This window comes from Paenibacillus sp. 3LSP (assembly GCF_032465655.1).
Lineage (GTDB): Bacteria > Bacillota > Bacilli > Paenibacillales > Paenibacillaceae > Fontibacillus > Fontibacillus barengoltzii.
Genome location: NZ_JAWDJI010000059.1, coordinates 1 through 17,602, shown reverse-complemented (window position 1 = coordinate 17,602; position 17,602 = coordinate 1). Strand labels below are relative to the sequence as shown.

Genomic DNA, 17,602 nt, shown 5'->3' with positions numbered 1-17,602 from the left:
GCAGCTATAGTTATCCCTTCCCAGAAGGAAAACCATTCTGACGATCCTTCGGGTCCCCTTCTTGTGCGGTTTCCGGCGCCATAGACTCCCGCATCGCCCGCGGATGAAAAGCGTCGTAGACCGTCTTCAGATTGGACCTTGAACGGCTTACATACATTTGAATCGTGGAAGCATCAGAATGCCCCAGCAGCTCCTGTACCGATCTCACGTCCGCCCCCCGCTCCAGCAGATGAACGGCGAAGGAATGGCGCAGCGTATGCGGCGTAATATCGGACGTAATCCCTGCTTCCTGGCCATACTTCTTCATCAGCTTCCAGAAGCCTTGGCGGCTAATCCGCCCGCCCCGACGGTTCGGGAAAAGAGCCGGGTTCTCCCTCTCATCCAGAATCAAATGGCTGCGTCCTTCCCTTAAATACAAATCAAGCCATTCCGCCGTGACTCCTCCAAACGGAAGAATGCGTTCCTTCCCCCGCTCCCCGGTGCAGCGGAGAAAATGAAGCTCCAGGTTCACGTCGTCCTTGTTCAGCGAGATCAGCTCGGATACGCGGATGCCGGTTGCATAGAGCAGCTCAAGCATGGCCTTGTCCCTTAAACCTAATGGCGTGTCGGGCTTTGGGGCTTCCAGCAGCCGTTCAGTTTCCTCCACGGTGAGGGTTTGCGGCGGTTTTTTTTCGACTTTGGGCATTTCCAGCATGATGAAGGGATCCTGCTCAATCCGCCGTTCCTGCAGTAAATACCGAAAGAAAGCGCGAAGGGTGACAGATACGCGTTGAATCGTTGCCGGCGCCTTGCCGAGATCTTTCAAGTAAGCGAAATAGAGCAAGATGCCCGCACGAGTCACTTGGCGGTAATCGCTGACCTGCTTCGATTGCAAATAGCTTATGTACTGCTTGAGATCCCGCGCATAGGACTCCCGCGTTGCTTCACTTAATGCCCGTTGCCCGGCCAAAAACGAAATAAAAGAGGCCGCATCCCTTTCCATGCGCTGCGCCTCCTTTCCTGGTTATCAAATGCAATATCCTCAGCCATCCGCCTTGATTACTATTTCCACACTCTTGCTAAATTTCCCTGCTGTCCAGCTAATAAACTACTCTCCATACCAGAAAAATAACTTCAGCCGCTCCGTCATGTTCTCCATCATGTTATTTCCGGGTACGCCTTCATAAAATACTTTCACCGCAGAGCCTTCGGGTACGCGGTACTTGTCCTCACGAAAGAGAACATCGTCCAGCAGTCCTAACGCCTTATAAAAAGTATACGCAAGAGCAACAAACAGGATCAAATATTTCCCTGTTCTGAGCCATTTTCGAAGCGAGATGACCATGAACCCCATCCTCTCTATCATTGGTGGAGGCGCCTGCTTGTCTGCTAGGACACCCTATGTATTAAGTATATAGAGAGAGACTAGGGAGTATGCGGAAATGACTTCATAGATGATGCGGCTTACGCGGCGTTCCCTCGTGCAAGGCAACGTAAAAAGCTCCCTACGGCAGGGCCGTAAAGAGCTCGGCTTAACGAAGTTATTTCTTATTGTCTGTTCCAGGCGAATCGTTGTTCTTGTCCTTGCATCGGTAACAAATGCCTTGAAAATCCAACCGGTGATCGAGCACCGTAAAATTGAATTCCTTCTCCAAGCGTTCCTCGAGCGGTCCAAGCCAATCCTCGCGAATTTCATCCATTGCCCCACACTGAACACAGATCAAATGGTGGTGATGATGTTTAGTCGTATCGGTACGCAAGTCGTACCGGGCTACACCGTCGCCGAAGTTGATCTTCTCCACAACGTGAAGCTCGCTGAGCAATTCCAATGTTCGATAGACCGTGGCCAGGCCGATCTCCGGTGCCTTGTCTTTGACGAGCATGAAAACATCTTCCGCACTCAGATGATCATCTTCATTTTCGAGCAAAACGCGTACCGTGGCTTCCCGCTGGGGCGTCAATTTGTAACCGTGGGATTGTAACTGCTGTTTGATTTTTTCGATCTTTGCTTCCATGTTATCCCTCCCCCAGCCTTGCCGCACATCCAATAAGTTCATGACCACTTCTTTCATTATAGGGGGAGATATTCAACAAAGTCAAACATTTTGGTAGAGTCGTCCCATCCTAGGATATTGGGTTTAGGTCATGTCAAATCATAAATCTAATCTATAAATGAAGTAAATAAAAAGAATAGTGCCATATCAACAGCATGAGTAGTCAACCAGCTTGTCCTACATATTTACACTTTTCTTGCTTGAGTTCCAGAATTTTAACTTTAGCTTGTCCGGTTTATTATTTTTTTTATCAGAATAGACATAACCGTTCATTTCAAAATTATAGAGACTTTTTAGTATATCGTTTTTGTATGTTGTAAATTTGATTCTTAATTCTTGCTCAGCTAAAGAAAATTGTTCTTCTGGACATGTAAAAACCTCTTCGAGTTGTACCGTAAAAAAATCTTCGAGATCATCCAACATATTATGAAGTTTTTCGCTTATTTTTGAATCGATCATCCTTAAAGCATCAAATAAAGAATGACCAAGAATGCGTTTATTTCCTTGAAATTGTTCAATAATGCTCATCATATAATTTTGATCTCTGCTATTTACGCTGATCTTAGAAACATTTCTTAACACTATATCAAGATTATTAAGATTCTCAAAATTCCTAGTTAAAATAACATCTCTAAACCAAAAAGATTTCCTATCCAAAATTGCATCTTTTTTGCGTTTTTCTGTATCAATAGATCTGAATGAAACAACGAATAGTATATTGAAAATAGCAACAATAGCGGTAATCGCTCCACTAAATTCCTTTATTTCTTTACCAAATCCTTTAATGTAATCAAGATAAGGATAATAAGAATCAACAATAAAAGCGGCAAAAAACAGTATCAATAAAACAATACATATCCAAAATAATCTCCTCATTTTGTTACCTCAAAAGTCCAGAGGGCCAGATGTTTTTAATGCTCTTTGTATTCCGTCCTTCACACTCTTTAGAATTGACTCAGAGCATCTAAACTGATATTTTTTCTCAAACCCTTGTTCTCCTAATTTTCTAACACTTTTTCCGAACAAACCGAGAAAAAAAGAGCTATTTAAAGAAATCGTATCATCAGGAAAGACAATGGTGACAATATCCTCGGTTAAATTATCTTCATGATCTAAATCTAATTTTGCTCGAGCAATTTCCCCTCTATCTCTACCGGAAAAAACTCTAGATTTGCTGTTAGTTTTAAATTCATTTAGGTTAAAAGTTTTCTCCACCTTTTTTCACCCTTTCAATATACTTCTTATCTAAGAAAAACCTCATTGTTATAGCAGTGCCAGGGAAATAATTTTTTAGTTTTCGAACATGTTTGTCACTAGGTGGTTTCCTAATATCATTCGTTTCATTAAAAGCAACATGATATCTTTCCGTTCCACCAACGTTCACTTTATTTAATTTAGAAATTGGATCCGTATTAAAATATATATAGGAGTTGCCTGATATTATACTCATCTCAGGGATCCCCCCATTCATATTCCCTCCAATGCTTTGAAAAGCGCTAATTAGCTGAATTGTTCCATTCCCTCTATCCACACCTGAATCATCCGTTTTTTCTTTAGAGACACCGTCTTGAAGTGCATACAAAGTCCAAAGTGTTTCCTCATCCCATTTATTAATTCTGAAAAAACCGCTATGCTCATTCGATAAATTGGTTAATTCATCCTTAGTCTTTTGTGATTTAGAACAATACTTTAATCCCTCATATATAGTCTGACCAAAATTGACAATTGACAAATGTAATTCCCCGCACTGATCATTTGCATGAGAATAATAATATCCAGATGCAAACCATTGACAAAACTCACCTGAGTGTAACTCACAATTATTGATTGTTTCGCCCACAATTTGAGTCAAGTATGCTTGGCCTTCAGCTTCAAGACCAAATCCTTGCGTTTCTAAACACTCCAAGAAATAATCGACTACCTTGGTTGCCGCTAGATCTGAAACCGATGCTCCGTCGGACGATTTTAGTGTGGTGCTATTTCCTACCCTAAACGTAGAAGTATGCCTCCCACCACTAAGCAAGTTAAATGGTTTAGTAATTCCTGCATCAATTAAATTTTTACGTGCATCGTTGTCAACACCTAAATGACTCATAATACCACTCGAAATCAGTAAACTTTTTACTTTAGTGTCCTTAGGATAAGCCCCTTCAAAATCCAGTGTTTTTCTGTGTCTAAAATAATTATTCAAATTCAAGGCAAAAATATCCATTACAGTAGATGCGCCAATATCAATTTCGGTGCATGCAGAGTGATCAAAATAAACCCCTTCAATATCTAACTTGTGTATATAATTTAATTCCTCGAAAACTTCAATTGCTGATTCTGGATTATGAATCAAGGAAAAATTTTGAGGTACTTTAATAACTACTTGCCTTTTATGATTAAATTTTATTTTTCTTTTATGTGAGCTAAATTTAGACTTTTTTAAAAAAGTATAGAAGGACTTAGCGTTGAAGACTGTATTACTGGGCTTATTTCGTTTTGCACGGACTAGTTTTTTGTTTCTTCTTCTCTTCTTTTTCAAACTTCTTTGATGTCTTTCTAGCACAGGTATTACTATATTTTCCATATTCCTATCCCCTCATAGGACATACTTGTATGTTATATTCTAACCATGAAGCGAAAAAAAATCTATCTATAGCATTACTGTTAATTGAATATTTATAATTCTATGCTTGTTATAATTACACACTTTTATGGAAATTATTTTATTTTTGAACTATAACTTCTCTATCTAGATATTACAACACATAGAAAAGGATGCTCCCGAGAAAGTGAAAATTCACTTTGGAAACATCCTCTCACGATGACATTCTGCAGTAAATGTGACTTTTGCGTTATTTTTCTGTATTTAATCAATCACGAAAAACTCAAAATCAGAGAAACAAGCGTTGGTTTACACTATCAACGGCGTCACCCAACTCATCATCACCGGCGTCACCCATGTCTCGAACGAGGAGATGGCAAGCAGCGCCACTGCCATGGCCAACGTCAGCCCTGTATACGACAGGAAAGGCCGAGTAGCCTGGCCGGGACGGCTCATCAACACACGTGAGCGAATGATGTTGAGCGAGAAGCTCACCGCTGCGACGCTGGCGATCAGCAGGGCTGGAATCACAATCAGATTATGCGGCGCTACGGAAACGAGGGCAAACAGCAGCCCCTTCCATGTATATTGGCCAACCAAATAGCCGACGGTGAAGCCAATTAATACCCCTTTTAGAAAATCGAGAATCAAGATCCCCGGAAGCCCAATTACGGATAATCCCAATAGCCAGATCAGACCTAGCCATTTTAGATGTAAACCGGCAACTTGCCAGAACGTCATCGGTTGAAACTCGGACCCGCCTTCGTTGATCGATAGAAAGAAATCACCTAAAAATCGGGAGATATCCTGTTGTTGTTCCAATGTTAATGCGTTGACCATGAGCGCACCGAATACGACGCCCATTAAAAACAGCACGGAAACAAAAACATATAGCGGCGTTTGATCTTTAAGCGCATGGCGAATTGGGTGCAGCATCGAATTTTGCCTCCTAGCTTGTTCTATAAGGTCTTATCTTATCCCTATGAACTAGCCTCCCTGCTTATGCCTTCCGCATGTCGAGACCGCCGCCGCTAGATTAAGATTTTTTCACTTTGCCGTATATTCCCCCGCCACCTGCACTAAGTTCGAGCCTGCCGCTGCGGGCCATGCCAATAAGCTGGGCCAGATCCGTTCCCACCGCCTCAGCCAGTTCCTCCTCTGGCACGTGATGCAAAATGTTCATCTCCGTGCCGAACCTGTCCAGCAGCAGCTCTAATTTTGCCGGTCCCAGGCCCGGGATAAACTCCAGGGGAACTTGGTAATGATACGGCGGACGATACCGCGGTACACTGGGTTCCGCGCGATCGGCAATCGAGCGAATGCGGTCCAGCACGCCTCGCACCAGCTTCGGGCTGCCGCAATAGGGACATCGTTCTACATTAGCTTCGGCCTCATCGATGATATAGTTACAGTTGCTGCAGTATGTTCGATGATATTTGCCAAGACGCGGATTTAGTCCGTAGTTGCCGGCCACCAACCGCCCCTCTTCACGCCGAAGAGCCTTCACGAATTCATGATAACTCGCTTCCTTCAAGCGCAGTTCATTATACTCCCGACCGATTTTGCCCAGCGAATGTGCGTCGGAATTGGTTAAAATCGGAAAAGGATCAAGCTCACTGATCAATCCGGCCATCTCCGTATCCGCGCTGAGCCCCAGCTCCACCGCGCTGATCAGGGAGAGATCCAGCACATCTGACATTCGAGGAGCGCAGCTTCCGTAAATGCTGCGATGCGGCGTGAAAATATGGGCCGGAATGATCATACCGCCGCGGGCATACACCTCTTCCTGCAGCGTAACCGCCGGAGCGTACACGCGCTGCGAGCTTAACCCCACATTTTTCATTCTTGCTTTCAGCCATTCAGTAAAGCCGCGAATCGTCTCCAGGTGTGGGAAATAAGCAAGCAAATGCGCCGGCCCCATCCCCGGTTCTCGGATTTCCAGTTCACATCCCAGCAGAATCGTCGTCCCTTGATAGGCGATGCCGCCCTCCTTCAGCTCCTGCATTTCCCCCTGCTCCAGGCACCGGTCGATATCCTCTTGCACCCCTGGGGCATGACAGTCAATGATACCAACCAACCCGATCCCTTTGCGCTTTGCAGCCTCCTTGGCGATCCCGGCAAAGGTCAGATCACGGCTGCCGCTGATCTTCACCGGCTCCCCTCGCCCGGTTCGTCCGATGTGAATATGCAAATCGGCGAATACGGTCGTAAGCTCGGCCGAGGTGGTCGTGGAACTTGAGATCATAATCTTGCCCCTGCCTGTTCGCGCACAACCTTCAGCTGCCAGATATACACTGCCAGAATCGTTTTGGCATCCGCAATCCGCCCCTCCGAAATGAGGTCAAGCGCCTCCTCCAGCGTCACTTCCTGAACTTCAAGGAATTCGTCCGCATCCAGCGACATCTCTCCCGGACTCAACTGCTCGGCCAAGTAGAGATGAATGATTTCATCTGCGAACCCCGGCGAAGTGTAGAAGGAGTGCAAATGAATCAATTTATCGCAGCGATACCCGGTCTCCTCCTGCAGCTCACGGACCGCTGCCTCCGCAGGATCTTCGCCTGGCTCCAATTTCCCCGCCGGAATCTCTAATTCACATCGGCCCATCGCTTGGCGATATTGGTCCACCAGCAACAAACGTCCCTCATGCACCGCCAGCACAGCAACCGCACCCGGATGCTTCACAATTTCACGGGTTGCCGTCGTGCCGTCCGGCAGTTTGACAGTATCCAATTGCAAGGAGATCACTCTCCCCTGGAAGATCGACTCTGTGGAAACCGTGGTTTCCTTTAATTTATCGTTAGCCGCCATTTCTTGTTCCTCCCTTAATCGTGTCATCAACCGTTCCAATCATACATAACTTGTCCACACGAGACATATGGTGTTATTATACCAAACCGTTCGGAAAGGAGCCCCCTTATGAAAAGCTATTTTACGGAAGACCGTGTACGCGCTCAGGGTAAAGCTTGGCAGATTCGCCTTCTGCTGTCCCAATGGAAAAAAGAATCAGGACGTGACGTAAAAATCACGGATTTGATTCATTCCTATCAAAATAGTTATTCAGTTAAGGGAAAATCGGTTAATAAAAGGAGGGGGTGAAAATGCGCAGTCCTAACGGACAGCTTAAAAATATGGGAAAACTCGTAGAAATGATCCAGAATGCCGTATCCACAGGTCGGATTGACGTTGCTGAACAGCTAGCGGGGCAGATGGACAACTATTTGCTTAGCGAGCTGATCCAGTCTTTATATAAAGAAGGTTATGTCGCACTAGCCAAAGAACGGCTGCTGCAGATCGAACCTCGGTTGCTTTGCGAGCCCACTCCCCCCTTCTTGGAGCTAAGTCTGATTTGGGCAGAGATTTGTTATGATGAGAGAAATTACGAAGAAGCCGCTCCCATCTTTGAAGCACTTGCTGAGCAGAATCCCGATTTCGCAGCAGCTCGTTTCGGTGCAGCCTCCTGTTACTTGCAACTGGCGATCACCAATCTCGAGCGACGAATCCAACTGTATCACCCGCCAAAATATGAGCAGGAGAAAATATGCAAATATTTAGACGATTTCCACCAAGCTCTGAACTTGATTCAAGCTTCAGGCTGGCATACCAAGTGGAGTACTACGCAGGTTCGTCACTTCCCGGCCAAATCGTCTACTCGGCTGCATTAATGTGAATTAATGGTAGAGAATATACAAAATAAAACCCGGTGCGCATTGGTCGCACCGGGCATTCTGACATTCTTTAAGGGATCAAGAGGAGGATACCGATTGGCGTACGATCTCCAGCGCAAACTGCGCTGTTTTTACGAGATCGTCCTTCTTGATTCTTTCGCTGGTCGTATGGATGTCCTCATAGCCGATCGCCAAATTCACCGTTGGAATCCCCAGGCTATTAAAGACATTCGCGTCGCTGCCGCCGCCGGTCGTAAACGTCGTTCCCGCAAGCCCGAGCGCAGCCGCCGCTTGCTTGGCGATCCGCAGCACAGGGGCTTCCTCCGGGATCCGGAATGCCCGATACAGCACCTCGCTGCGGAATTCTCCCTTGGCTCCAAAGTCGCGGCATGCGGATTCCATCGCTTCCTTCATGTCCTGAAGCTGCTTGTCGACCTTCTCTTGGGACATGCTGCGTGCTTCGCCATATAAGATGACGTGATCCGGTACGATGTTCGTCGCACCGCCGCCTTCAAACTTGCCGATGTTAGCGGTTGTCTCTGCGTCAATACGCCCGAGCTTCATACGTGCCAACGCCTTGCCCGCGACCTGAATTGCGCTGATGCCGTCTTCCGGATTGACACCGGCATGAGCCGCTTTGCCGTAAATCTCGATTTCTACTCGCGCCTGTGTGGGAGCGCCGATGCAAATCGTGCCTACTTCACCGCCGGTGTCGATCGCGAACCCGAACTTCGCATCAACATACTGTGCCTCCAGCGCCCGTGCCCCGCGCAGGCTCGATTCCTCGCCAGCCGAGATGACAAACTGGATTTGTCCGTGTGGAATTTGCTTCTCCTGAAGAACTTGAATCAGCTCCAGCAGCACCGCTACACCCGCTTTGTCGTCCGCTCCAAGGATCGTCGTGCCGTCGCTGCGAATCCATCCGTCCTCCCCAACAATCGGTTTAATCCCTTTGCCCGGAGTAACGGTATCCATGTGGCAGGTGAACAGGAAGGGTTCCGCGGACACGCCTTCACTAGCTTTCAGCGTAGCGATCAGGTTCCCGGCGCCATGTCCCGTCTCTGCCGCCGAACTGTCCTCTACAACGTCCAGTCCCAATTCACTGAATTTCTGTTTTAACACATCGGCTATTTGACGCTCGTGTTTCGTTTCGCTGTCCACCTGCACCAGCTCCAGAAATTGTCCGATGAGGCGTTCCTCGTTAATCATTGGACTTTCCTCGCTTTCTTCGATACGATAATAAGAGTGAGAATAATATACGTTTAAGTCAAAGGAGTTATCATGATGCGCAAAAATACAATGAGAATCGTCGTATATTTGATGTTGTTTGCCATGCTGGCTTCAACGCTGATCGCTTTCCTAGAACCCTTCTTCATTCGCTAACCAACCCGCTTTGGGGGCTGCTTAAGCCTCGACCCAAGCCCCCGAACGCCCAAATATCGCGTTAAACTTCGGAACGATCTCCCTTGCGACTTGCTCAACCGTAAATGAGCGGCCAGTCACGTCTTCGAGTGAGGTCACCCCGTATTCTTGAATCCCGCAAGGTATTATTCCGCGAAAGCCTTCCTCTTGAATACCAGACTTCACATTAAAAGCAAAGCCGTGGCTCGTAATAAAACCTCGATGATGCCTGCATTTGTTGAACTTGACGCCAATCGCACAAATTTTCACGTCACCAACCCACACTCCGGTATATTCCGGTTTACGTGAGCCTTCGATGCCAAACTCGGCCAAATAATCGATAATCACCTGCTCCAGCTGGCGCAAATACCCGTGCAAATCCAGCCCGCGCCCGGCCTCTAACCGAAGCAGCGGATAGCCAACTAGCTGCCCGGGGCCATGGTATGTAATATCTCCCCCGCGATCGATTTCAAACACAGCAATGCCCCGCTCCTGCAGTTGCTCAGGGCTTAGGAGCAAATGTTCAGGATGGTTTTGGGAGCCTATCGTATAGGTCGGCGGATGCTGCAACAGCAGCAGGTGTTCTCCCTGCTGCTGTGCATCCATCTCTTTAATGAGCCGTTTCTGCAAATCCCAGGCTTCCCCATATTCCATCATCGGATAATAGCGTACTGTCAAGCCTTCGTTCATCGCATTGTCGCCTCGATTCTTATGTTACGTTCAATATACCTGCGTGTCCAAATTGTAGCTTTCCATATTTTCCTTCACCCGCTGCATAAAGCGGCCGCAAATTACGCCGTCCAAAATCCGGTGGTCCAAGGACAGGCACAGATTAGCCATCGAACGGACGGCAATCATATCGTTGATCACAACCGGCCGCTTCACGATAGACTCAAACGTCAGAATCGCGGCTTGCGGGTAATTGATAATCGGTTGCGTCAAAATGGAACCAAAGGAACCGGTATTGTTCACCGTAAACGTGCCGCCCTGCATGTCTTCCAGCTTCAACTTGCCGGAGCGGACCTTCGTTGCCAGCTCCTCGATTTCCCGTGCCAGACCTGCGATATTTTTCTGATCGGCCTTCTTGATGACCGGCGTCAGTACCGAATCCTCGGTCCCAACGGCAAGGGAGATATTGATATCGCGTTTGACGATGATCTTGTCCACAGCCCATACCGAGTTCATGATCGGATAATCCTTGATGGCTCCTACAACCGCCTTCAGCAGGAAAGCCAGGTACGTCAGATTGACGCCTTCCTTCTGCATAAACTCCTGCTTGATCTTGTTACGCAGCTGGACCAGGTTGGTCACGTCGACCTCGATCATCATCCAGCCGTGTGGAATTTCCGACACACTTTGGCGCATCCGGGTTGCGATCGTGTTGCGGATCGGGGTTACGTCGATAAAATACTCGGAACGGTCGCCCCCTTCCACCTCGATGGTTGGGATCGGCGGGTTCTCCGTCAAGTGCAAGCCGGAATGACGCACCGGACCCGGAGCATCGTTGATCACGGCCGGGATCACGCGCTGCGACACCGGTGTAGCTGAAGACGCTGTTGGCGCTGACTGCAGCGGCACGGACGGTGCAGCAGCCGTCGTTGCTGCCGGTGCTGGTGGCGCAGCAACACTGCCGCTGCCTCCTTGCTCGATGTAAGCCAGCACATCCTTCCGCGTAATCCGTCCGCCAAGCCCCGTGCCCGTAATTTGCCGCAGATCAATCCCGTGTTGGGCAGCTAACGTCTGCACGGCCGGCGAATACCGGTGGCGCTGCGACTGATCGGGCTGTTCCCCCGCACTTGCCGCGCCGGCAGCAGAACGGGCAGCTTCATTCACCGCTGAGTCGCCGGCTGGCGCATCAGCAGCCGCGTTCGCCGTCTCGATCCGACAGATCACGGCACCAACCTGAACCTCTTGCCCTTCTTCTGCTAGCAGCTCGCCCATTACACCGTCGACCGTCGAAGGGATTTCCGCATTAACTTTGTCCGTAATAACCTCAAGGATCGGCTCGTATTGTTCAACGGGATCCCCCGGCTTCTTCAGCCATTTCCCGATCGTCGCCGAGACAAGCGATTCGGCGAGCTGGGGTAATTGCACGTCTATCAATGTTTTATTGGATGACATTCGTATCCTCACTCCCAATCAATAAAGCGCCAATTGAAGCATCGCTTCTTTGACCTTATCTTTGCTAAGCATAAAGAACTTCTCCATCGGAGGGCTAATCGGCATCGCCGGAACGTCCGGTCCGCACAGTCTTGCAATCGGAGCATCCAACTCGAACAAGCACTCTTCAGAAATAATCGCCGATACTTCTGCACCAATACCGCCGGTTTTATTATCCTCATGGATAATTAGGACCTTGCCTGTCTTGCGGGCAGCCTCAATAATAGCTTCGCGGTCCAGAGGCTGCAGCGTGCGCAAATCAAGAATGTGGGAGCGGATCCCTTGCTCTGCCGCCAGCTCTTCCGCAGCCTGCATCGCAAAATGCAGCGGCAAGCTGTAGCTTATAACCGTAATGTCATCGCCTTCCCGCAGCACCTTCGCTTTGCCGATCGGAACGATATAATCGTCCTCCGGCACCTCTTCCTTGATGAGCTTATAACATTTCTTATTCTCAAAGAACAACACCGGATCGGGGTCGCGGATCGCTGCCTTCAGCAAGCCTTTGGCATCATAAGCGGAATAAGGGGCAACGATCTTCAGCCCCGGGGTACCGAAGAAAATCGATTCCGGACATTGGGAATGGTACAACCCGCCAAAAATCCCGCCGCCGATTGGAGCGCGGACCACAACCGGGCAATTCCAGTCGTTGTTGGAACGATAGCGAATTTTCGCCGCTTCGTTAATAATCTGGTTCGTCGCCGGCAGCATAAAGTCCGAATATTGCATTTCTGCGATCGGCTTCAGACCATACATCGCTGCACCAATCGCAACACCGGCAATGGCCGATTCCGCCAGCGGCGTATCGATGACGCGCATTTCACCGAACTGCTCCTGCAGCCCTTTCGTTGTGGTGAACACGCCGCCCTTAACGCCGACGTCTTCCCCCAGAACAAACACGCTTTCGTCCCGCTCCATTTCTTCCTTCATGGCCAGACGAATCGCGTCGATATATTCCATCACCGGCATGATTACTGCTCCTCCCCTTCGCTGGCATAGACATGCAGCAGCGTGTCTTCCGGCCGTGGGAACGGCGCATTGTCAGCCGCTTCCACCGCTTCCTTCAGCTGTTGTTGGATATCCCGCAACAGCGCTTCGTCCTGCTCCTCGCTCCAAATGCCGGTTTCGATCAGGTACGACTTCATTTTAGGGATACCGTCTTTTTTCCAGTTCTCTTCTACTTCTTCCTTCGTCCGATACGCCAGATCATTATCCGATGTCGAGTGCGGAGACAGGCGGTACATCATCGCTTCAATCAGTGTAGGCCCTTCGCCGCGAATCGCGCGTTCCCGCGCTTCCTTCACAACTCGGTACACCTCCAGCGCATCATTGCCATCGACACGAACCCCAGGGAAGCCATACCCTTGAGCCCGATCCACCACGCGACCGCCCAACTGCTTCTTCACCGGCACAGAAATGGCATATTGGTTATTCTCACACAAGAAGATGACCGGCAGCTTCTGAACACCGGCAAAGTTTAACCCTTCGTGAAAATCCCCCTGATTGCTGGAGCCTTCCCCAAACGTGACATAAGAAACAATGTCTTTCTTCTGCATTTTGGCCGCCAAGGCAACGCCTACGGCATGGGGCACCTGCGTGGTTACCGGACTGGAGCCGGTCACGATACGCAGCCGTTTGCTGCCGAAATGTCCTGGCATCTGACGGCCGCCGCTGTTCGGATCATCCGCTTTGGCAAAGGCTGAGAGCATTAATTCCGTAAGCGACATGCCCACGGCCAGTACAAAGCCGTAGTCCCGGTAGTAAGGCAGGAAATAGTCGCGCTCACGATCAAGCGCAAACGCCGCAGCAACCTGCGTGGTTTCTTGACCGATCCCGGAAACGTGGAAATTAATTTTTCCGGCCCGCTGCAGCAATAGGTTACGCTCATCGAATTTGCGTGCGGTCACCATATATCTGTACATCTCAATGACTTCTGCATCTGTTAGTCCGAGTTGCTTATGTTTTGGCTCGGTTTGAACTACACTTTTGGCATTCATGGGAGTTACCTCCTTTGATTGGGGCGTTACATACCTTAATCTTAACACCAGGTACTAAGACTTGGAATAAGTTTATTATAATCGTTTTGCAGCGAAAAGGAAAATATTCATCATTTTGCCCGTTACCTCAAGCGTTTAAGGAGTTCCCGTCCACGGCCAGCGCTGCTTCCCCGATAATTTCTGCCAGCGTCGGATGGGCAAAGGTGACTTGTCCAACTTCCCAAGGCGTCGCATCCAGCACCTGGGCCAGTGCCGCTTGGCTGATCAGCTCCGTCACATGCGGCCCGATCATCTGTACGCCAAGAATATCATTGGTGCGGGCATCGGCCACCATTTTCACAAATCCTTCCGTTTCGCCATGCACCAGTGCCTTGCCAATCGCCGAGAACGGAACTTTGCCAACTTTAACCTCCAGCCCTTTAGCCTTCGCTTCCTTGGCGGTGATTCCAACCGATGCGACTTCAGGACGGGTGTACACGCAGCGCGGAACTTGGCTTTCTTGATAACCATGCGAGGCTTCCCCGGCCAAATGATGGACGGCAGTTAACCCTTCATGGCTGGCGGCATGTGCGAGCTGAAGCCCGCCGATGCAATCGCCGATGGCGTAAATATGCGGTTCCGTGGTTTGCATATATTCATTTACCCGAATGAAGCCGCGTTCTAACCCGATGTCGGTATTTTCGAGCCCAATATTCTCCACGTTGGCCTGACGTCCGATGGATACGAGCAGCTTGTCCGCTTCGAGCCGGATCGATTCGTCCCCTCGTTTTGCGGAGATTTGCACCCGGTTATGACCAACTTCTAAAGAACTCGGATCAACCGTAACCCCAGTGATGACTTGAATGCCGCGCCGTTGCAACTGCTTCTGTAATTCACGGGCGATATCCTCATCTTCTGCCGGCAGCAGCTGATTCGCGGCTTCTACCACAGTCACCTGCACCCCAAAATCATTTAATAGGGAGGCCCATTCAACCCCGATGACGCCGCCTCCCACAATCAGCATCGAGCCGGGAAGCTCGGATAGCTGCAGCGCTTCATCGCTGCTAAGAATATAATTCCCGTCCGGCTCAAGCCCTGGCAGCATGCGCGGCCGTGAGCCTGTGGCGATGATCAAGTTCGTAGGCACGACCGTCTCCATTTCACCATCCGGAAGCTCCACGGCAACGGCTCCGCTTTTGGGAGAGAAAATCGACGGCCCGATCACTCGCCCATTTCCTTCAATCACGCGGATTTTATGTTTACGCATCAAATATTGGACCCCTTTATGCAGTTGATCCACGATGCTTTGCTTTCGTTCCTGCACTTTCGGGAATACGAGCGTCACACCGCTTGTCTCGATGCCGTAACTTGCACTGTCCTTCATTTGCGCGTAGAGCTCCGCACTGCGTAGCAGCGCTTTGCTTGGGATACATCCGCGATGCAGACAGGTTCCACCCAGCTTGTCCCGCTCAATAATGACAACGTCTTTCCCCAACTGTGCCGCGCGAATGGCTGCGATATATCCGCCGGTCCCTCCGCCAAGCACCGCTACATCACAAGTAATTGCCATAATTCATCTCCACCCATTCTATCAATTCAGTCACTTTCCCCTATTTTACCTTGTTTTTCCGTTATTACAAATCAAAGCCGTAAATAGACATCCCCTCAGGAAAAAGGTATGATATTTTTAACAATACATAGCCATTTCGAGAGGGAAAGGAAGATCAAGCGCATGAGGCTCAAGTTCTCCCGGTTTATTGCGATTATTTTGCTGGTGATTCCCGGCATTGCAGCGATGATCGGATTTATAAAAATCAAAGACACCTTATTTGATTATATGTCAGCACACGGCGACGATTCGTTAACCCGAGTCACATTTGACTGGTTAAACTTCGGGCTAGGCGTTGTTCTGTTTGCAGCCGGCGCCGGATTTTTGGGCGGGTGGATCTTCTTCCGGGATCGCAAGCGGAATTACCTAGGTCCCAGATTTCGCAAGAAAGACGAGGCCTCTCAGGCAACTGCGAAAGAACCAGAACCCGCTGTGGTACAGAACGACTAAACTCCTCGGATCATATGAAAAAACCTCTTTCGCTTTGTCTTCAGCGTAAAGAGGTTTTTTAGCTTATTCATATAACGCTTCCTTCAGTTTGGTCGACATCCGCGAACCTTGATGGGCATTTGCACGAAGCAATGCCTTGCGTAACCTAGCGTTCTCTGCAAGAAGCTGTTCGTAACGTTGGATTAGTTCCAGAAGGGCCTGCCGTTGATTTTCTTCCAAATTCGTGCCCTCCAGCAATTCCCGGTAAGCTGCCGGCTCAAGATCGTTCGTCATATTAATGCTCATCCTTTCTCCTGATGGCACTATACCATAAGCTCCCGATGCTGGATGTGCGAGGTTTCCACCTGAATGGTGGTATGACCGATGTGGAACGTCTTCTCCAAGGCAGTAATTGCTTCCTGTAACACGGCTTGGCTTTGACTGCCATCCTCTATTGTTAAGTGACAGCTTAACGCATCCATCCCCGAAGTGATGGTCCAAATATGCAAATCATGGACTTCCACAACCCCAGGAATCCCTTCCAGACACTGCTTCACCTGACTTTGATCGATCGATGCGGGCGAGCCTTCCATCAATATGTGCACCGATTGGCTGATGACGCTCCAGGCACTGCGAAGAATTAACAAAGCGACCAGAACACTGATAATCGGGTCAAAAATATACCAGCCAAACAACGACATCACGATTCCCGCGAGAATAGCGCCAACCGAACCCAAAGCATCTCCAAGTACATGCAGATAAGCGCTTTTCAGGTTTAAGTTGCCTTTGACGTCGCCTTTCTTCAGCAATACCGCTGCGCTAGCTAAATTCGCAAATAAACCGATCACTGCAATCACGATCATCGTATTGCTGGACACGGTTGGCGGATCAAGTAATCGCCCGTAAGCTTCCCAAAAGATAAACCCGGCGATCACAAACAGGGCTCCCCCATTCAGCAGAGCCGCCAGGATCTCCATACGGTGGTATCCGTACGTATTTCGCTTAGAAGCAGGTCGAGCGGCAAACCAAAAGGCAATCAGGCTAAGCAGCAGCGAGCTGGCATCGCTTAACATATGACCGGAATCAGACAATAAAGCAAGGCTGTCGGTAATCAAACCGCCGCAAAATTCAAGAACCGCGATCGAAGCCGTGATCAATAAAGCGATCCACAGCCCCTTCTTGTTTCCAGAACGCGCCGCATGATGATCGTGGAAATGGCCGGCATGGCTATGGTCATGGCCGTGATGATGATGAGCGTGATGATGTCCCATGAATCTCCCTCCTATTCGCAACAAGCGTGTTGAATCGCCTGTTTCAAGAGTGAAATCACATGCTCGTCGTCACAACTGTAGTACACCGTATTGGCCTCTCGCCGGAACTTGACCAGCCGCAAATTTCGCAGCAAACTGAGTTGGTGGGACACCGCCGACTGCGACAAATTCAACACCTCCGACATATGCGTCACGGAACATTCTTCTTCCGACAGCAAATGAAGAATTTTGATTCGGGTCGGATCAGATAATGCTTTGAATATCGTAGAAACCTTCTCCAGTGTATCCGGGCTCAGATCAACGTGTAATTTTTTATCCACTTGGTCGTTCCCCTCTCGAAATAACTGTATATGAACATATGCTCATATACAGAATAATCCTAAAGGTCCTATATTGTCAATCAACAAGTGCGGATTGTCAGTGTCAAGCTAGCGTGGGCAGTCATTTAAGATGCCTGGAACGCGAACCCCG

Annotated in this window: 22 protein-coding genes; 4 read left to right on the top strand and 18 right to left on the bottom strand. The window is 49.0% G+C overall.

Going from position 1 to position 17,602, the window contains the following annotated elements; translation table 11 throughout:
* Positions 1-10: 10 nt before the first annotated feature.
* From xerD to RW092_RS04205, 9 genes are all read right to left on the bottom strand, one after another.
* Positions 11-982, bottom strand: a complete 972-nt coding sequence (gene xerD, locus RW092_RS04245) for a site-specific tyrosine recombinase XerD (RefSeq protein WP_316009620.1) — start codon at positions 980-982, stop codon at positions 11-13.
* A 105-nt stretch (positions 983-1,087) separates the two neighbouring features.
* Positions 1,088-1,333, bottom strand: a complete 246-nt coding sequence (locus RW092_RS04240) for a DUF4227 family protein (RefSeq protein WP_316009619.1) — start codon at positions 1,331-1,333, stop codon at positions 1,088-1,090.
* Positions 1,334-1,520: 187 nt separating this feature from the next.
* Positions 1,521-1,994 carry a ferric iron uptake transcriptional regulator gene (gene fur / locus RW092_RS04235; RefSeq protein ID WP_009225814.1) on the bottom strand — a complete coding sequence of 158 codons (474 nt, stop codon included), beginning with the start codon at positions 1,992-1,994 and terminating at the stop codon, positions 1,521-1,523.
* Between the two features lie 216 nt (positions 1,995-2,210).
* Positions 2,211-2,909 carry a hypothetical protein gene (locus RW092_RS04230; RefSeq protein WP_316009618.1) on the bottom strand — a complete coding sequence of 233 codons (699 nt, stop codon included), beginning with the start codon at positions 2,907-2,909 and terminating at the stop codon, positions 2,211-2,213.
* A gap of 9 nt (positions 2,910-2,918) precedes the next feature.
* Positions 2,919-3,248, bottom strand: coding sequence for a hypothetical protein (locus tag RW092_RS04225; RefSeq protein WP_316009617.1), 330 nt, complete (start codon positions 3,246-3,248; stop codon positions 2,919-2,921).
* On the bottom strand, positions 3,232-4,605 hold the full coding sequence (locus tag RW092_RS04220; protein WP_316009616.1) for a hypothetical protein: 1,374 nt from the start codon (positions 4,603-4,605) through the stop codon (positions 3,232-3,234). Before RW092_RS04220 ends, RW092_RS04225 begins: the two co-directional genes overlap by 17 nt.
* 327 nt (positions 4,606-4,932) lie before the next feature.
* Positions 4,933-5,556 (bottom strand): stage II sporulation protein M, encoded by a 624-nt coding sequence (gene spoIIM / locus RW092_RS04215; RefSeq protein ID WP_410055509.1) that lies wholly within the window; start codon positions 5,554-5,556, stop codon positions 4,933-4,935.
* Positions 5,557-5,659: 103 nt separating this feature from the next.
* Positions 5,660-6,868, bottom strand: coding sequence for an endonuclease Q family protein (locus tag RW092_RS04210; protein WP_316009614.1), 1,209 nt, complete (start codon positions 6,866-6,868; stop codon positions 5,660-5,662).
* Positions 6,865-7,431, bottom strand: a complete 567-nt coding sequence (locus RW092_RS04205; RefSeq protein ID WP_084628835.1) for an NUDIX hydrolase — start codon at positions 7,429-7,431, stop codon at positions 6,865-6,867. The genes RW092_RS04210 and RW092_RS04205 overlap by 4 nt, the downstream gene beginning before the upstream one ends.
* A 108-nt stretch (positions 7,432-7,539) precedes the next feature.
* Here RW092_RS04205 and mciZ point away from each other — a divergent pair, with 108 nt between their 5' ends.
* Both mciZ and RW092_RS04195 read left to right on the top strand, forming a co-directional pair.
* The gene (gene mciZ / locus RW092_RS04200) at positions 7,540-7,719 is read left to right on the top strand and encodes a Z-ring formation inhibitor MciZ (protein WP_036699636.1); all 180 of its coding nucleotides are present in this window, start codon (positions 7,540-7,542) and stop codon (positions 7,717-7,719) included.
* 2 nt (positions 7,720-7,721) lie between these two features.
* Positions 7,722-8,285 carry a tetratricopeptide repeat protein gene (locus RW092_RS04195; protein WP_316009613.1) on the top strand — a complete coding sequence of 188 codons (564 nt, stop codon included), beginning with the start codon at positions 7,722-7,724 and terminating at the stop codon, positions 8,283-8,285.
* Between the two features lie 81 nt (positions 8,286-8,366).
* Here the strand turns inward: RW092_RS04195 and RW092_RS04190 are convergent, their stop codons facing one another.
* Positions 8,367-9,497, bottom strand: coding sequence for a M20/M25/M40 family metallo-hydrolase (locus tag RW092_RS04190; protein ID WP_316009612.1), 1,131 nt, complete (start codon positions 9,495-9,497; stop codon positions 8,367-8,369).
* Positions 9,498-9,572: 75 nt separating this feature from the next.
* On the opposite strand from RW092_RS04190, the gene prli42 reads away from it, so the two are divergent.
* Entirely contained in the window at positions 9,573-9,671 is a 99-nt protein-coding gene (prli42, locus tag RW092_RS04185; protein ID WP_127575074.1) for a stressosome-associated protein Prli42, read from the top strand.
* Between the two features lie 21 nt (positions 9,672-9,692).
* On the opposite strand, the gene lipB is transcribed toward prli42, so the two are convergent.
* From lipB to lpdA, 5 genes are all read right to left on the bottom strand, one after another.
* Entirely contained in the window at positions 9,693-10,379 is a 687-nt protein-coding gene (gene lipB / locus RW092_RS04180) for a lipoyl(octanoyl) transferase LipB (protein WP_028538361.1), read from the bottom strand.
* A 30-nt stretch (positions 10,380-10,409) separates the two neighbouring features.
* Complete coding sequence (locus RW092_RS04175; RefSeq protein ID WP_316009611.1) at positions 10,410-11,810, bottom strand: dihydrolipoamide acetyltransferase family protein; 1,401 nt, start codon at positions 11,808-11,810, stop codon at positions 10,410-10,412.
* A gap of 18 nt (positions 11,811-11,828) precedes the next feature.
* A complete protein-coding gene (locus tag RW092_RS04170; protein ID WP_085278501.1) occupies positions 11,829-12,815 on the bottom strand; it encodes an alpha-ketoacid dehydrogenase subunit beta in 987 nt (328 codons plus the stop codon).
* A 2-nt stretch (positions 12,816-12,817) separates the two neighbouring features.
* Positions 12,818-13,843 (bottom strand): thiamine pyrophosphate-dependent dehydrogenase E1 component subunit alpha, encoded by a 1,026-nt coding sequence (locus RW092_RS04165; protein ID WP_028538363.1) that lies wholly within the window; start codon positions 13,841-13,843, stop codon positions 12,818-12,820.
* A gap of 127 nt (positions 13,844-13,970) precedes the next feature.
* Positions 13,971-15,392, bottom strand: coding sequence for a dihydrolipoyl dehydrogenase (gene lpdA / locus RW092_RS04160; RefSeq protein WP_016311724.1), 1,422 nt, complete (start codon positions 15,390-15,392; stop codon positions 13,971-13,973).
* 162 nt (positions 15,393-15,554) lie between these two features.
* Here lpdA and RW092_RS04155 point away from each other — a divergent pair, with 162 nt between their 5' ends.
* Positions 15,555-15,881 (top strand): DUF2627 domain-containing protein, encoded by a 327-nt coding sequence (locus tag RW092_RS04155; RefSeq protein ID WP_316009610.1) that lies wholly within the window; start codon positions 15,555-15,557, stop codon positions 15,879-15,881.
* A 63-nt stretch (positions 15,882-15,944) separates the two neighbouring features.
* Here the strand turns inward: RW092_RS04155 and RW092_RS04150 are convergent, their stop codons facing one another.
* From RW092_RS04150 to RW092_RS04140, 3 genes are read right to left on the bottom strand one after another with little or no spacing between them, the layout of a single operon-like run.
* Positions 15,945-16,166 (bottom strand): hypothetical protein, encoded by a 222-nt coding sequence (locus tag RW092_RS04150; protein WP_316009609.1) that lies wholly within the window; start codon positions 16,164-16,166, stop codon positions 15,945-15,947.
* A 17-nt stretch (positions 16,167-16,183) separates the two neighbouring features.
* Positions 16,184-17,131: a cation diffusion facilitator family transporter gene (locus RW092_RS04145; RefSeq protein WP_085169686.1), complete on the bottom strand. Its 948-nt coding sequence runs from the start codon at positions 17,129-17,131 to the stop codon at positions 16,184-16,186.
* 11 nt (positions 17,132-17,142) lie between these two features.
* Complete coding sequence (locus RW092_RS04140) at positions 17,143-17,451, bottom strand: ArsR/SmtB family transcription factor (protein ID WP_016311720.1); 309 nt, start codon at positions 17,449-17,451, stop codon at positions 17,143-17,145.
* Between the last annotated feature and the right edge of the window lie 151 nt (positions 17,452-17,602).

Excerpts from the sequence above, each read along its gene's own strand:
- xerD (WP_316009620.1), bottom strand. The coding sequence starts at position 982 with ATGGAAAGGGATGCGGCCTCTTTTATTTCGTTTTTGGCCGGGCAACGG.
- RW092_RS04240 (WP_316009619.1), bottom strand. The coding sequence starts at position 1,333 with ATGGGGTTCATGGTCATCTCGCTTCGAAAATGGCTCAGAACAGGGAAA.
- fur (WP_009225814.1), bottom strand. The coding sequence starts at position 1,994 with ATGGAAGCAAAGATCGAAAAAATCAAACAGCAGTTACAATCCCACGGT.
- RW092_RS04230 (WP_316009618.1), bottom strand. The coding sequence starts at position 2,909 with ATGAGGAGATTATTTTGGATATGTATTGTTTTATTGATACTGTTTTTT.
- RW092_RS04220 (WP_316009616.1), bottom strand. The coding sequence starts at position 4,605 with ATGGAAAATATAGTAATACCTGTGCTAGAAAGACATCAAAGAAGTTTG.
- RW092_RS04210 (WP_316009614.1), bottom strand. The coding sequence starts at position 6,868 with ATGATCTCAAGTTCCACGACCACCTCGGCCGAGCTTACGACCGTATTC.
- RW092_RS04205 (WP_084628835.1), bottom strand. The coding sequence starts at position 7,431 with ATGGCGGCTAACGATAAATTAAAGGAAACCACGGTTTCCACAGAGTCG.
- mciZ (WP_036699636.1), top strand. The coding sequence starts at position 7,540 with ATGAAAAGCTATTTTACGGAAGACCGTGTACGCGCTCAGGGTAAAGCT.
- RW092_RS04195 (WP_316009613.1), top strand. The coding sequence starts at position 7,722 with ATGCGCAGTCCTAACGGACAGCTTAAAAATATGGGAAAACTCGTAGAA.
- RW092_RS04190 (WP_316009612.1), bottom strand. The coding sequence starts at position 9,497 with ATGATTAACGAGGAACGCCTCATCGGACAATTTCTGGAGCTGGTGCAG.
- prli42 (WP_127575074.1), top strand. The coding sequence starts at position 9,573 with ATGCGCAAAAATACAATGAGAATCGTCGTATATTTGATGTTGTTTGCC.
- lipB (WP_028538361.1), bottom strand. The coding sequence starts at position 10,379 with ATGAACGAAGGCTTGACAGTACGCTATTATCCGATGATGGAATATGGG.
- RW092_RS04175 (WP_316009611.1), bottom strand. The coding sequence starts at position 11,810 with ATGTCATCCAATAAAACATTGATAGACGTGCAATTACCCCAGCTCGCC.
- RW092_RS04170 (WP_085278501.1), bottom strand. The coding sequence starts at position 12,815 with ATGCCGGTGATGGAATATATCGACGCGATTCGTCTGGCCATGAAGGAA.
- RW092_RS04165 (WP_028538363.1), bottom strand. The coding sequence starts at position 13,843 with ATGAATGCCAAAAGTGTAGTTCAAACCGAGCCAAAACATAAGCAACTC.
- lpdA (WP_016311724.1), bottom strand. The coding sequence starts at position 15,392 with ATGGCAATTACTTGTGATGTAGCGGTGCTTGGCGGAGGGACCGGCGGA.
- RW092_RS04155 (WP_316009610.1), top strand. The coding sequence starts at position 15,555 with ATGAGGCTCAAGTTCTCCCGGTTTATTGCGATTATTTTGCTGGTGATT.
- RW092_RS04150 (WP_316009609.1), bottom strand. The coding sequence starts at position 16,166 with ATGAGCATTAATATGACGAACGATCTTGAGCCGGCAGCTTACCGGGAA.
- RW092_RS04145 (WP_085169686.1), bottom strand. The coding sequence starts at position 17,131 with ATGGGACATCATCACGCTCATCATCATCACGGCCATGACCATAGCCAT.